The following is a 13,593-nucleotide window of genomic DNA, read 5'->3' as shown; positions in this document are numbered from 1 at the left end:
GCGCGGCTTCCTGGTCCGGCGTACGGAGCCCGCGGGCGACCACGGCCGCCCGCGGGCTCCGTACGCCCTCCTGGGACTCCCTGGAGTGGACGGCACAGTCGGCTCGCTCGCCTGCTGAGGTGCGAGTTCGTGGCTCACGGGCCGCCGGAGCCGGTCGGGTACCTCGGCACCCTGGGCGCCCGGCTGACCCGTGCGGCGCCCTCGGAGCAGCTTCCTCAGGAGTGACGGCGGGCAGGGGCGGACATGGATGAGCCCCGGCGCCGGGGGGGGGTGGGCGCCGGGACTCAGCTCATGGGACCGGAAGGGAGACCGGTCGTCGGGCCGGTGCGAACCGGCTTGATGGGGAGATTACGGGTTATCGGCTCACGCCGCAGCGTCAAAGCCCGTGTCGTGAGCCATTCGCTTCAATTCGAGTAGTGCGTGCTTCTCGATCTGGCGGATCCGCTCCCTCGTCAGGCCGTGCTGCTTGCCCACCTCGGTGAGGGTCCGCTCCCGGCCGTCCTCGATTCCGTAACGCATTCGGATGATCGAGGCGGTGCGGTTGTCGAGCTTGCCGATCAGGTCCTCGAGCTCCTCGCTGCGCAGCAGCGTCATCACGGACTGCTCGGGCGAGATGGCCGAGGTGTCCTCCAGCAGGTCCCCGAACTGCGTGTCGCCGTCGTCGTCCACGGACATGTTCAGGCTGACCGGGTCGCGCGCCCAGTCCAGGACGTTGCCGACGCGCTCGGCGTTGGTGTCGAGTTCGGCCGCGATCTCCGCGTGCTCCGGCTCACGACCGTGCTCGCGGTTGAACTCGCGCTGCACGCGCCGGATCCTGCCGAGCTCCTCCACGAGGTGCACGGGGAGCCGGATGGTGCGGGACTGGTCGGCGATGGAGCGGGTGATGGCCTGCCGGATCCACCAGGTCGCGTAGGTGGAGAACTTGAAGCCCTTGGCGTAGTCGAACTTCTCGACCGCGCGCACCAGGCCCGCGTTCCCCTCCTGGATCAGGTCGAGGAGCGGCAGACCCGCCCTCGGGTAGCGCCGGGCCACGGCAACGACGAGCCGGAGGTTGGAGCGGATGAAGACGTCCTTGGCACGCTCGCTCTCGACGACCAGCTCCTCCAGCTCCTCACGCTTAGCTCCGCCGGCGTCGCTCTCCACCGCGCCGTCGAGGATCTGCCGGGCGAAGACGCCCGCCTCGATCGTCTGGGAGAGCTCGACCTCTTTGGCGGCGTCGAGGAGCGGTGTGCGAGCGATCTCGTCCAGGTACATGCCGACCAGGTCGCGATCGGCGATCTCCCCGCCCACGGCGCGAACACTGCTTGCCCGGTCGGTCCCGCCGGTGCTGGCGGACGAACGACGGGCGACGGCACGGGTTGCCATGCGAGCTCCCTTACTGAGTAGGTCGCGACACCCTTTCGGGTGCCCTGCATCCGATGGAAACAACGACTGGAATCCGGACAGAATTCCCACCGGGACCATTCACTTTTGAGATCATGCAGTACCCTGTCCGCCCCTACGGGAGGACACCTGGTGCGGATACCCGCAGAAGCGCTGGTCAGGCCTGGCACGGAGGCCGATCTGGCGGCGCTCACGGACATCTACAACCATTACGTCCGCGAGACGGCGCTCACGTTCGACACCGCCGCCTTCACCCCCGAGGAACGCCTGCCCTGGCTGCGCTCCCACCCGGAGGACGGCCCCCACCGGCTCCTGGTTGCCCAGGACCCCCGTACGGGTGACAACACCCGCCGGCTCCTCGGCTATGCCACCAGCAGTCCGTACCGCCCCAAGGCCGCGTACGGCACCTCGGTCGAGGTGAGCGTCTACTGCGCGCCGGGGGCCACCGGGCGCGGCACCGGAAGCCTCCTCTACGGAGCGCTCTTCGACGCACTGGGCGGCGAGGACGTCCACCGTGCCTACGCCGCGATCGCGCAGCCGAACGAGGCGTCGGCACGGCTGCACGGCGCCTTCGGCTTCCGGCACATCGGCACGTACACCGAGGTGGGCCGTAAGTTCGGCCGCTACTGGGACGTGTCCTGGTACGAGAAGCCGCTGCTCAGCCGAACTGCACCGAGCGCTTCGCCAGACCCATCCAGAAACCGTCGATGACGCTGCGCCCCTGGTCGAGCTGCCCCTCGGCGGCCCCCAGCGTGACGAACAGCGGGGCGAAGTGCTCGGTGCGGGGGTGGGCCAGCCGGCCCGCAGGCGACTTGTGCTCGAAGTCCAGCAGGGCGTCGACGTCCTGCGCCCGGAGCGCCCGGTCCCCCCAGTCGTCGAACTCCGCGGACCAGCCGGGAGTGCCCCCGCCGGCGTGCCGCAGCGCCGCCAGGTTGTGGGTGAAGAAGCCGCTCCCGACGATCAGCACGCCCTCGTCGCGCAGCGGGGCGAGCTTGCGCCCGATGTCCATCAGCTTGCGCGGGTCGAGCGTCGGCATGGAGATCTGGAGTACGGGCACGTCGGCGTCCGGGAACATCTCGACCATCGGCACGTAGGCCCCGTGGTCGAGGCCGCGGTCGGGGATGTCCTGGACGGGGGTCCCCGCGCCGCGCAGCAGCTTCCGGACGTCGTCCGCGAGCTCCGGGGCGCCCGGAGCCCCGTACCGCACCTGGTAGTAGTGCTCGGGAAATCCCCAGAAGTCGTAGACCAGCGGGACCGCCTCGGTGGCGCCGATGGCGAGCGGGGCCTCCTCCCAGTGGGCGGAGACCATCAGTACGGCTTTCGGGCGGGGCAGCCCCGCTGACCAGGCGGCGAGCTCGCCGGGCCACACCGGGTCGTCGGCGAGCGGCGGGGCGCCGTGGGAGAGATAGAGGGCGGGCATCCGGTCCGCGGTGGCTGTCATGGCACTCCCATTCCTCTGCCGATCAAGGTATGTGTGTTCTCTACAGGCACCGGGGACAGGCGTCTGCGGCGAGCACCGGGGATTCGGCAGATCGACTCGTGGAACCCATCTCTTGAATCTTCAAGTTCCTACTCCCGGAGACCTTAGCTCTATCTAGTTCAACTTTCAAGAAAAGGTCGTACAGTGGAGTACATGACCACGGCACCCACCGGCGAGCCCCGTTGGCTCACCGACGAAGAACAGAGCGTGTGGCGCGCCTACCTCCACGCCACCACGCTCATGGAGGACCACCTCGACCGCCAGCTGCAGCGCGACGCGGGGATGCCGCACATCTACTACGGGCTGCTGGTCCAGCTCTCCCAGGCACCCCGGCGGCAGAAGCGCATGACCGAGCTCGCCAAGGACGCCAAGATCACACGCTCGCGGCTCTCGCACGCCGTCGCCCGACTGGAGCGGAACGGCTGGGTCCGCCGCGAGGAATGCCCATCCGACAAGCGCGGGCAGAACGCGGTCCTCACCGACGAGGGCTACGAGATGCTCGCGCGGTCGGCACCGGGACACGTCGAAGCGGTACGCCAGGCGATGTTCGACCGGCTCAGTCCCGACCAGGTGAAGAACCTCGGCGAGATCATGCAGGTCGTCTCCACCGGTCTCCAGCCCGAGGGTATGAACGCGGATCTGCCCTGGCTCCGCTGAGCGGAACCAGGGCAGACGCGGGCGCTCCGCGGCAGGTAGGCGGATCAGTGCGCTCCAGGACCACGAGCCGCCGGGCACCACGCCCGGCGGCTCTCCGGCGCAGGGGTCAGTGCGCGACGACCGGGATCCTGAACTCGTCCTCGACACCGTCCGTGTGCTCCCCGGAGCCGCCGGACGGACCGGCCGTTCCGGTGCCGGGACGGCCGGTGTTGATCAGCGTCACCGCGATCGCCGAGGCGACGACCAGGATGCCGACCGCCCACCAGATCGCACTGGCGAAGCCGCTGACCATGGCCTGCAGCTGCAGGAGCTTCGGGTCGGTCGCACCAGCGGCGTGATCGGCGATGTACGCGGTGGTGGCACCGGCGGCGATCGTGTTGAGCAACGCCGTACCGATGGCGCCGCCGACCTGCTGCGAGGTGTTAACCATCGCGGAGGCCACCCCGGCGTCACGCGGCTCGATGCCGTGGGTGGCCAGCGACATGGCCGGCATGAAGGCCGTACCCATACCCAGGCCGAGCAGCAGCTGCCCGGGCAGGATGACACCGGCGTACGAGGTCCCGATGTCCAGCTGGGTCAGCAGGAGCATGCCTATCGCGGCCACCAGGAAGCCGGGGCCCATCAGCAGCCTCGGCGGGACCCGGGTCATGAGCCGCGCGCCGATCTGCGTGGAACCCGTGATCATGCCCGCGATCATCGGGAGGAACGCGAAGCCGGTCTTGACCGGGGAGTAGCCCTTCACGACCTGGAGGTAGTAGGTCAGGAAGAGGAACAGCCCGAACATCGCGATGATGGCGAGGCCCAGCGAGAGGTAGACGCCTCCGCGGTTGCGCTCGGTCAGGACGCGCAGGGGCAGCAGCGGCGACTTCACGCGCGACTCGGTGACGACGAAGGCGAGCAGCAGCACACCGGCGGCGACGAACATGCCGATGGTCAGCGAGTCGGACCAGCCGGCCGACTCGGCGCGGGTGAAGCCGTACACCAGCGAGACGAGACCGAGTGTGGACAGCACGACACCGGGGATGTCGAGTGTCGAGCGGTTACGGCTGCCGGCCGGGTCACGGATGACGAAGTAGGCGCCCACGGCGGCGACGATCGCGAACGGGATGTTCACGAAGAACGTCCAGCGCCAGTTCAGGTACTCGGTCAGGAAGCCGCCCAGGATCAGGCCGACCGCGCCACCGCCGCCGGCGATGGCCCCGTAGATGCCGAAGGCCTTGGCCCGCTCCTTGGCGTCGGTGAACATCACCGCGAGCAGGGAGAGGGCGGCCGGCGCGAGCAGCGCGCCGAAGACACCCTGCAGGGCGCGGGAACCGAACATCATCGCCTCGCCCTGGGCCGCACCGCCCAGCGCGGACGCCGCGGCGAAGCCGAGCAGGCCCACCACGAAGGTGCGCTTACGCCCCCAGAGGTCGGCGATGCGCCCCCCGAAGAGCAGGAGTCCGCCGAACGCCAGCGCGTAGGCGGTGATGACCCACTGCTTGTTGCCGTCGGAGATGCCCAGGTCCGTCTGGGCGGAGGGCAGGGCGATGTTCACGATGGTCGCGTCGAGCACGACCATCAGCTGGGCGAGGGCGATGAACGCCAGTGCTTTCCAGCGACTGGGATCCGGAAGTGTGTCGGCTGTTTTCGACATGGATGTGGCCACCTAAGTACGCGAGGGTCGTGAAGTCTTGGGTCGTGAGGTCTCCGGCCCAGGGGGCGTGAGACCTCTGACGCGAGGGTCGTGGGCTTCGTGAAGTCGTGGGTCGTGAGATCGAGCAGTCGTGATCGTGAAGCGGCCGCACGTCGCACGAGTCGGCGTACGGGCTCCCGCGAAGCCGGAAGAAGGCGAACGGGACCATCGGCCCGACCGTCCGGTCAGGCCCCGGTCCGCCGCATCGTGGTGGTGTCCGCCCCTGTGGGCGCGTCGGTCTGTGGGCTCTCCGGTGCGCGGGCGTCAGCGCCCGCTGCGCAGGTCCTCCAAGGTCGCCGCCGAACCAGGCAGCACCGACCGGGCCGGAGATTCCAGTCCGTCCAGGAAGAGCTGCAGATGGCGGTGGGTGAACCGGTCGATGCCCGGGCATGCGATGCCGGGCAGCGGCCGGGTGAGCTGGGAGAGGGCGACGAGTACGTCACCGACGGCGATGTCGGTGCGCAGCCTCCCTGCGGACATGGCGCGCGACACGAGCCCTTCGACGGCCTCTTCGAGGCGACGACGCTCGGCGAGCAGTTCGGAGTGGTCCGCGTCGAAGCCGCCCGACAGCATCGGGCACAGGGCGCCGATGCGTTCGTCCGCCGCGGCGTGCACGAAGCGGCTCAGGGCGGCAAAGGGGTCGGACTCGGCCGCGACGGCCTCCTCAGCACGATCGATCGTGCTGGAGGTGACGGCCAGGACGACCTCGTGGACCAGGGCGGCGCGGTCGGGGAAGTTGCGGTAGAGCGTGGCATTGCCGACTCCCGCACGCCGTGCGACCTCGTCGAGCGGCACGTCCGGCCCGAACTCGACGAACATCTCACGGGCGGCCGTCACGATCCGCTCCCTGTTGCGCAGCGCGTCGGCCCGCGGGCGGGGCGTACGGCGCCCTGCGGCACAGGCTGCGGTTTCGGCGACGGTCTTCACGACTGCGGCCCTTCTTCCGGTGTGTGGCCGACCCCCGGTCGAACCGGGGACCGATTCCCCGTTCCGCGGGGACACAGATGCAAACGGGGAAAGGATCCCCGGTTATTTCCGGCCTGAATGTGACCCGCGTCACATCACGGAAGCGGCAAAAACCCTCTATCGGCGCACCCAGCGCGCGGCACCCCGCATACCGGCAGAGGCTGATCGCCAGAGCGCAGCCAGGGCCGGCCGGCTGCCGCGGACCCGAAGGCGGCGACGCCCGTGCAGCAGCCCCGCCACCGGATACGCAGCGTCCGCCGCCCGCTCGCCCTCGCCGGAGCAACGGCCCTGGTCATCGCCACGATGGCATCGGCCAGCTCCACCCTCCCCATCGCGAGCCGCGCCTCCGCCGGACCGGTGGCGGCCCCCCGGGGCCCCGGCCTCGCACCGTGCCGAATATCGACGGCCATGGGCGTACAGATGTCGGAGGGGATACCGACACCGCCCGGCTACGCCCGCTCCACCGGCCGGATCAAGGCCCTCAACCTGATGATCGACTTCCCCGACGCACAGGCGACGGAACCTGCCGCGGACCGGCTCGCCGAGTTCTTCCCGCAGACCTCCGACTGGTTCAGCACCAGCTCGTACGGGCGGCTCACCTACCAGCCGGAAGCCCCCGTGGACGAGTGGCTGCGGATGCCGCTGCCGTTCTCGGAGTACGGCATAGAGCGGGGCTCACCGTACGAACCGGGCTACCGCAAGCTCGTCAAGGACCTCGTGACCGTCGCCGATCCGAAGGTCGACTTCTCGGCGTACGACCTCGTCAACGTGCTGGTCACCCCGAACGCCGGCCCCTCGGCACTGGACACCGTCCTGTCGGTGACCTTCTCCGGCAACGACGACGCCCCGTTCGCCGACGGGGTCCCGCTCGCCAACACGTCCTTCGTGTACAGCCGCCAGGACGACGGCTCGGGGTCGTACCCGGAGACCGGCTACCGCGTCCTGCCCCACGAGAACGGCCACGTCTTCGGGCTGCCCGACCTCTACACGATGGAGGGCGGCGGCTCCGTGGGGCACTGGGACATCATGTCCGAGGACTGGGGGGCCAACAACGACCTCCTGGGCTGGCACAAGTGGAAGCTCGGCTGGCTGGACAACGACCAGGTCAGCTGCGCCGCCGCCCCCGGCACCAGCGAGCACACCCTCGAACCGCTGGCCACGACGGGCGGCTCCAAGCTGGCCTTCGTACCGCTGACCGCACAGTCGGGCTGGGCGGTGGAGGTACGGACTCCGGAGGGCAACGACGAGGCCGTCTGCCGGCCCGGCGTCCTGATCTACGAGGTCAGCTCGGACGTGGACACCGGCCAGGGCCCCGTATCGGTGGCCGACAGCACCGAGGACAGCGGCGGCTGCACCCGGCGCCCCAATGTCCACACCGAGCTCTCCGACGCCCCGTTCGAACCCGGCGAGACGTTCGACGACCGGGCCAACGGCATACGCATCTCCGTGCTCGCGAAGGAGGACGACGGGAGCTACCGGATACGGATCACCCGGTCCTGACCCGCGACGGCCCTCCGCAGCTCCGCCCCGCTCGTTCCCACACGAGCCCCGTCGCCCCGTCGCTCACCCGGTCCTCGATGTCCACGCGAGGCCCCGGCGCCCCGTCGCCTCGATGTCCAGGAGCCCCGTCGCCTACGCCGGCCCTTCGAACGCGCCGCGCAGCCGCCGCTTGAGGATCTTCCCCGTCGCGTTCCGGGGCAGCGGCTCCGGTGACACCAGCACATGGGCCGGGACCTTGAACGCGGCCAGGCTCCGGCCCACGTGTGCCCGCAGCTCGTCCGCCGTGGCCGTGGACCCCGGGCGCAGCCTTACGACCGCCGCGACCTCCTCCCCCAGCACCGGATGCGGAACGCCGAGCACCGCCGCGTCCTCCACGTCGGGATGCTCGTGCAGGGCGGCCTCGACCTCCACGCAGTACACGTTCTCGCCGCCCCGGACCACCATGTCCTTGATGCGGTCGACGACGGCCACCAGCCCGTCCCGGACGACGGCGAGATCCCCCGTACGGAACCAGCCTCCGGCGAAGGCCACGGCGGTCGCCGCCTCGTCACGCCAGTAGCCCCGGACCAGGGACTGGCCGCGCAGCCACAGCTCTCCGGCCTCGCCGTCCGCGAGCGCCTCCCCGGCCGGACCGGCGATGCGGACCTCGGTGACGGGCGTGGGGGTGCCCACGCAGTCGGGATGGGCACGGTAAGCGGCACCGAAGTTGGCCAGCACACCTCCGCTGGTCTCGGTCAGGCCGTACCCGTTACGCGGCTCGATCCGATCGCCGTGCCGCGCGGTCAGCCGGGCGACCAGGTCCGGTGGGGCCGCGGCCCCACCGGTGTTCAGACCCCGGAGGCTCTCCAGACCGTCGCCTGCGGCGTCGGCAGCCGCGAGCAACTGCAGCGCGGTGGCGGGGACCCCCGCGTAGTGCGTGACCCCGTGCCCGCGGATCAGCCGCAGTGCCTCGTCGGCGTCCCACTTCGGCATGAGGACGAGCGCACCGCCCGCCGCCATCGCCGAGTAGAGGCTGGTGAACGCGGCGACGTGGAAGAAGGGAAAGGTCATCAGGGTCACCGGCGCGGGCCCCTGCCCCGGGACAGCTCCCCTGCCCAGCGCGGAAAAGGCCGCCTGGTAGCGGGGGTTGAGCGCGGCTCCCGCCTGTGCGAGATGAGTGGCCACGGCGCCCTTGGGCCGGCCGGTGGTACCGGAGGTGTAGATGATCGTGGCGTCGTCCTCGGGACGGATCTCCACCTCGGGAGGCGCCGCCAGCGGATCGGGATCCGGCAGATCCGCGTACCGTTCCGCCCCCTCGGGCAGCGGGCCGTCCACACCCCCGCCGTGGAACACGACGAACCGCGCGGCGGCCTCGGTACCCCAGGCCGCCACCTTGGGCAGCTGCTCCCCGTCGACCAGCAGCACACGCGGCTCGCAGTCGTCGAGGGCGTAGAGGTACTCGGCCTCGGTCCACCATCCGTTGAGCGGCACGGCGACGAGACCGGCCAACTGCACCGCCCAGAAGGCGATCTGCCACTCGGGACGGTTCCGCATCGCCACCACGGCCCGGTCGCCGGGCCGCAGCCCGTACACATCGGTGAGCCTCCGCGCCAGCGCGGAGGCAGCGGCGAAGAACTCCCCGTACGAGCAGACCCGATCACCCGAAAGCAGGAACGGCAGATCACCGAACGCCCAGGTCGCCTCGACGAACTCGCGCAGCGTGCGCGGGCCGTTGGCGTAGACGAGAGGCCCGTGCTCGGCACGCACCACGGCGAAGGGAGCACCGGGAGCGGTCAGAGCCGCCTCGATACGGGCGCGGGCAGCCGGGTCGTCGACGGGAGGGGGAGGAGGGGGCGCGGCGGGAACGGGCTCGGTCGGAACCGTGGCGGGAGGAAGGGGACGGCTGGGGTCGGTGTGCGGCACGTACGGCCTCTCCACGGCTGGCTCGACAACCCGGCGACGCTATGCCCGCACCGAGGCCTCGTCAACAGGGTCGGACGGCCCCCGCCCGGCGGTCACGCCCCGGCCTGCCTCACTCTGCCGTGGCTTACCCGCCGGGGACCGGTCCGCAGCGGGTGAAGGCGTCGGCCGGGGCGGCGCGGGCCGCTCCCCGAAGGCAGTGGGCGGTGCGAGCGGCGCGTGCCGTGCACTGCCGTAGGCCACCAGGCGATGCATACTTGCCGACTCCCCGGCCCCTGGTTCACACGGCCTGGGCGCGCGGAACGTGAACCCCAGGTGAGGACCTCGCCCCACCCGCTACACTGTCGGCGGTGACCCGGTCCTCATGGACCGGATCACCAGCCTCGCCTTCGTAGCTCAGGGGATAGAGCACCGCTCTCCTAAAGCGGGTGTCGCAGGTTCGAATCCTGCCGGGGGCACCAGGGAAAAGGCCCGGACCGATCATGGTCCGGGCCTTTCTGTCAGCATCATTTGACGGCAGTCGCGTCCCCCCTGCGAGCAGACCACGTCACCTCGCGGGCTTCATCACGTGCCCCAATGCGACAAGGCCAATGCCGATCACCAGCAGCGACGGGGATCCTTGGTTCCAGCTCACCACCATGAGCAGGGCCCCCGCTCCCCACACTCTCGGCTGTCGCACCAGCCGAGGGAGCCAACGTCCCGGCATCCGGCCGAGAAGCAGCGCATGTACTCCGAGGACAGCCCAGGCGAGGGCTATGGCAATCACCAAGAACAGGGCACCCACCACGATCATCCCGAACATTCCCACCCCTGGGCTCGCCGCGATTCCACCGGCAGTCTCTCAGGCGGTTGGCAGAAGGCGCTTGAGCGCTCGGTCCATGTGGCTGATCGCCTCCCACTGCGTGTCGTGGACGATGTCGTAGTCGTGGCCGCGCTCGAGAAGGCTCAGCAGGACGGCCCACGCGTTCAGGCTTTCAGCGACCGCGAATGCCGTCCGCCAGCCGCGCCGGTGCAACAGCTCTCCCACATCGGTTCAGTGGTCACATGCATGAAACTCGCACGCCGGAGCCGGTCTGGCGGACGAGATCTGTCAAGGAATCCATGCCGACCAACACCCCCATGCCCGCCAGGTGCCGATCCGAGAGGCACCCGCGGAACGTCGGGCCGGACCGGAGGTCTGCCGGCGCTCCGTGCCAGGTTCGACGCCTATTGGGCCGCGAGTGTTCGGGTCCTCCGGTAGGCCATGAACTCCATTCCGAACCCTGCGACGGCGACCGCGACACCCAGCCAGAAGAACGAGTCATGCCGTTCCAGCGCACCGAACAGCATCAGATCGATCCCCAGGACGGGCAACAGGATCCCCCCGGCCGTGTACCACTTCCCTTGCCGCGCCTGGTTGATCGCCGAGACCACACCGAGCAGCAGGAGCACGCCGAGCACTGCTGTCCACATAAAGATTCCTCCCCGAAGACGATCCATCTCACCACGACGGGCACGGAAGGCGTGGTGTCTCAACGGCAGTCGTGTACCGCCGACTTCCGCGATCGGTGTGTCAGCGGCGCCGACGAACGACGTTGGTGGCAGCGGTGAGCGTCGCGGCTCCTGAGAGGACAGCCGCCACGCGGTAGTCGCCCGATCAGCAGCGAAGCACACCGGCCGGCCCGCCCGCAGCTGATTCCTCTCCCGGCCGCGCAGAGCTGAAGGTCGGGGAGACCTCAGGTTGCCCGGGACGGAATCGTCATCAGGTGCTCCTCGGACCGGGCGCACTGCGCCCTGCACGCTTCTCAGGCGCCTTCGGAACACCGCCGCAGGATGCCGGAAACCGGAGACAGCCACGGGTCCGACTCCCTCGCGACGCCCGGCCGGCGTGAGCTGGCGGCAGACCTTGCCATACGTGGTCCGGAACCCTCCATCGGGCACCTGGAGATGTTCCCGGGGGCGTGGAAGCGCCTCGTACCTCACTCGCCCCGCCGTCCACCGGCACCGTCTTCCCCGTCCGACAGGATCTCGGCGATCACGTGCCGGGCCGTGGCAGCCATCACCGGGTTCGACGTCCGGTAGTACGAGAGTTCCATGAGCGCGATCGACAGGGCCCAGCCCCGGCCCCGCGCCCAGGCCGCCGGGTCCGCTCCCGTCTCTTCACGCAGGGTCCGTCTGGCCCCGGCCGACAGCAGGTACCAGCCTGCGATCAGGTCGACCGCCGGGTCCGCCAGCCCCATGCAGCCGAAGTCGATGACCGCGCTCAGCCGGCCGGCCGAGACCAGGACGTTTCCGGGCTGCAGGTCGCCGTGGACCCATGTCGGCGGGCCCTCCGGGCCAGGAGTGCGCAGGGTTCGGGCCCAGATGTCGGCCGCCGCGGCTGTGTCGATCACGCCGTGCAGCGCGTCCAGGGCGCCGCGGGTCGCCGTGTCCCGGGAGGCAAGCGGTTCGCTGCGGTAGGCAGGTGGGCCGTCCATGGGGTCGACCGCGCACAGGGCTCGGACGAACTCCGCCAGTTCCAGGGCCAGTTCGGTGCCACCCGAGCCCGCCGACGGGTTCGTGCCGTCGAGCCAGCTGCATACCGACCAAGACCACGGGTATCCTTCCCCGGGCGCGCCTCTGCCCAAGGGGGCGGGGACGGCGTAAGGGAGGTGCGGCGCGAGGCGGGGCAGCCAGCGGTGTTCCGTCGCCACGTCCTTCGAGCCGCCCTCGATGCGGGGCAGCCGTACGGCCATGTCCGGGCCCAGCCGGTAGATCGCGTTGACCGTCCCGTTGGACGCCACCGGCTCGACCGGCAGGTCCGCCCAGGCGGGGAACTGGGCGGCCAGCAGGCGTCGTACGAGCGCCGCGTCGCTCTTCGTCTCGTCGGCGTGCATCACATCGTGCGAGTCCGTCCCGGTGTCGGCGTGCGTCGTGGCGCGGGTGTCCGTCCCTCCGTCGGTCTGCATCACATCGTGCGAGTGCGTCCCGCCGTCGGCATGCGTCGCTTCGCCGGAGTGTGTTCCGTCGTCGGCATGCGTCGCTTCGCCGGAGTGTGTTCCGTCGTCGGCGTCCATCCGGCCGATGGAAGTCGCCCTGGCACGGAGCGTCAAGCGGGATTCGCGTCGGGCGGGGTCGCGCGTCAGCGGCAGGAGGCCTTGAGCTGCGCCGCCGCGTGGTGCGCGCCCACCAGCGCCTCGTCGCCCCAGTCGCGGCCCCGGTCGGTCATCTGGACGGCGAAGGTTTCGCCCTTGACCGGGTAGCTCCGTACGTCGACGGCGCTGCCCCGGTGTTCCGGCTGGCGCACGGCGAAGCCCGTGTAGGCGGATTCGGCGTCGTGCGGGTCGGAGAGCACCCGGTACACGGTGGGGTCGCCCGCCACGTCGCGGTCGCGGACGCTGCGCGGCACGAAGACCGTCAGCGCGCACTCGTGGAAGCCCTTTCCCAGCCGCCAGGACCAGACCGCGCTGCTCCCACGGTCCTCGGTCGGGCTTCCCGACATCGGGACCGCGCTGAAGCGGCCGTCGCAGTCCGTGCCCTCGAAGCCGCCGGACTCGACCGTGTACCAGCCGGCGTCGCCGTTCTCGAAACGCCCGCGCTCCACGTAGTCGCCCGTCGTACAGCCAGGACCCGCCCACTCCGAGAAGCGGTAACTGCCCGGTTCAGCAGGTGACTCCGAGGTCCCTGGCTCCGGATCCGCAGGAGATCCGCCGCCCCCCGGATCGGGGGCGCCTCCCGCGTCACCCGGTCCGATGCGGGTCGGGGCCCCGCCGCCGATCGGTGCCGGTACGGCGCCGGCCCGGCCCGCCGCCTCGGGACGCCCGGTCCCGCCCCCCGCGGCCAGCAGCGACACCGCGGTGGCCAGACTTCCCGCGGCCACCACGACTCCTGCCGCCAACAGGGCCTTTCGCCTCCTGGTGAGCGTGGAGACCCGGCCCATCAACGTCTCCTGCGCGATCCAGGAACTGCTCCCGCGAGGCGAACGGACCACCGAACGGCACTCCGGGCAGACCATGCCCGGCAGCGGTCCTATGCGTTCGCCGCCGCAATGTTGGCACTTCATGGCAGCACACCT

At 70.5% G+C, this 13,593-nt stretch carries 12 protein-coding genes and 1 tRNA gene; 4 read left to right on the top strand and 9 right to left on the bottom strand.

The annotated features are described in order from the left end of the window. Nucleotides 1-363 precede the first annotated feature (363 nt). Nucleotides 364-1,365, bottom strand: a complete 1,002-nt coding sequence (locus AB0I83_RS20170) for a sigma-70 family RNA polymerase sigma factor (protein WP_363305579.1) — start codon at nucleotides 1,363-1,365, stop codon at nucleotides 364-366. Nucleotides 1,366-1,512: 147 nt separating this feature from the next. Between AB0I83_RS20170 and AB0I83_RS20165 the strand changes: the two genes are divergently transcribed. Next, complete coding sequence (locus AB0I83_RS20165; RefSeq protein WP_363305676.1) at nucleotides 1,513-2,094, top strand: N-acetyltransferase family protein; 582 nt, start codon at nucleotides 1,513-1,515, stop codon at nucleotides 2,092-2,094. Here AB0I83_RS20165 and AB0I83_RS20160 read toward each other — a convergent pair. Next, nucleotides 2,042-2,824 (bottom strand): class III extradiol ring-cleavage dioxygenase, encoded by a 783-nt coding sequence (locus tag AB0I83_RS20160; protein WP_356841714.1) that lies wholly within the window; start codon nucleotides 2,822-2,824, stop codon nucleotides 2,042-2,044. The two genes, AB0I83_RS20165 and AB0I83_RS20160, sit on opposite strands and share 53 nt — an antisense overlap. Before the next feature lie 183 nt (nucleotides 2,825-3,007). Here AB0I83_RS20160 and AB0I83_RS20155 point away from each other — a divergent pair, with 183 nt between their 5' ends. Beyond that, nucleotides 3,008-3,520 (top strand): MarR family transcriptional regulator, encoded by a 513-nt coding sequence (locus tag AB0I83_RS20155; RefSeq protein ID WP_363305578.1) that lies wholly within the window; start codon nucleotides 3,008-3,010, stop codon nucleotides 3,518-3,520. 106 nt (nucleotides 3,521-3,626) lie between these two features. On the opposite strand, the gene AB0I83_RS20150 is transcribed toward AB0I83_RS20155, so the two are convergent. Both AB0I83_RS20150 and AB0I83_RS20145 read right to left on the bottom strand, forming a co-directional pair. After that, nucleotides 3,627-5,156 carry an MFS transporter gene (locus tag AB0I83_RS20150; protein ID WP_356535139.1) on the bottom strand — a complete coding sequence of 510 codons (1,530 nt, stop codon included), beginning with the start codon at nucleotides 5,154-5,156 and terminating at the stop codon, nucleotides 3,627-3,629. Between the two features lie 303 nt (nucleotides 5,157-5,459). After that, on the bottom strand, nucleotides 5,460-6,122 hold the full coding sequence (locus tag AB0I83_RS20145) for a TetR/AcrR family transcriptional regulator (RefSeq protein ID WP_363305577.1): 663 nt from the start codon (nucleotides 6,120-6,122) through the stop codon (nucleotides 5,460-5,462). A gap of 261 nt (nucleotides 6,123-6,383) precedes the next feature. Between AB0I83_RS20145 and AB0I83_RS20140 the strand changes: the two genes are divergently transcribed. Next, entirely contained in the window at nucleotides 6,384-7,661 is a 1,278-nt protein-coding gene (locus AB0I83_RS20140) for a M6 family metalloprotease domain-containing protein (protein ID WP_363305576.1), read from the top strand. Between the two features lie 132 nt (nucleotides 7,662-7,793). On the opposite strand, the gene AB0I83_RS20135 is transcribed toward AB0I83_RS20140, so the two are convergent. Continuing rightward, nucleotides 7,794-9,449, bottom strand: a complete 1,656-nt coding sequence (locus AB0I83_RS20135) for a class I adenylate-forming enzyme family protein (protein WP_363305675.1) — start codon at nucleotides 9,447-9,449, stop codon at nucleotides 7,794-7,796. 496 nt (nucleotides 9,450-9,945) lie between these two features. Here AB0I83_RS20135 and AB0I83_RS20130 point away from each other — a divergent pair. Further along, nucleotides 9,946-10,021 (top strand) — tRNA-Arg (locus tag AB0I83_RS20130). A gap of 380 nt (nucleotides 10,022-10,401) precedes the next feature. Here the strand turns inward: AB0I83_RS20130 and AB0I83_RS20125 are convergent. The 4 genes from AB0I83_RS20125 to AB0I83_RS20110 all read right to left on the bottom strand — a co-directional run bounded on the left by AB0I83_RS20125 (nucleotide 10,402) and on the right by AB0I83_RS20110 (nucleotide 13,581). Beyond that, the gene (locus AB0I83_RS20125) at nucleotides 10,402-10,587 is read right to left on the bottom strand and encodes a hypothetical protein (RefSeq protein ID WP_363305575.1); all 186 of its coding nucleotides are present in this window, start codon (nucleotides 10,585-10,587) and stop codon (nucleotides 10,402-10,404) included. Between the two features lie 179 nt (nucleotides 10,588-10,766). After that, the gene (locus tag AB0I83_RS20120) at nucleotides 10,767-11,012 is read right to left on the bottom strand and encodes a hypothetical protein (RefSeq protein ID WP_356535135.1); all 246 of its coding nucleotides are present in this window, start codon (nucleotides 11,010-11,012) and stop codon (nucleotides 10,767-10,769) included. 506 nt (nucleotides 11,013-11,518) lie between these two features. After that, entirely contained in the window at nucleotides 11,519-12,415 is an 897-nt protein-coding gene (locus AB0I83_RS20115) for an aminoglycoside phosphotransferase family protein (protein ID WP_363305674.1), read from the bottom strand. 245 nt (nucleotides 12,416-12,660) lie between these two features. Continuing rightward, nucleotides 12,661-13,581, bottom strand: coding sequence for an adhesin (locus AB0I83_RS20110; protein WP_363305574.1), 921 nt, complete (start codon nucleotides 13,579-13,581; stop codon nucleotides 12,661-12,663). Nucleotides 13,582-13,593: the final 12 nt, after the last annotated feature.

The organism is Streptomyces sp. NPDC049970 (assembly GCF_040660235.1).
In the GTDB taxonomy this organism is placed as follows: Bacteria; Actinomycetota; Actinomycetes; order Streptomycetales; family Streptomycetaceae; genus Streptomyces.
The sequence above is the reverse complement of the archived record's forward strand: the minus strand, read 5'-3'. Positions and strand labels throughout refer to the sequence as shown.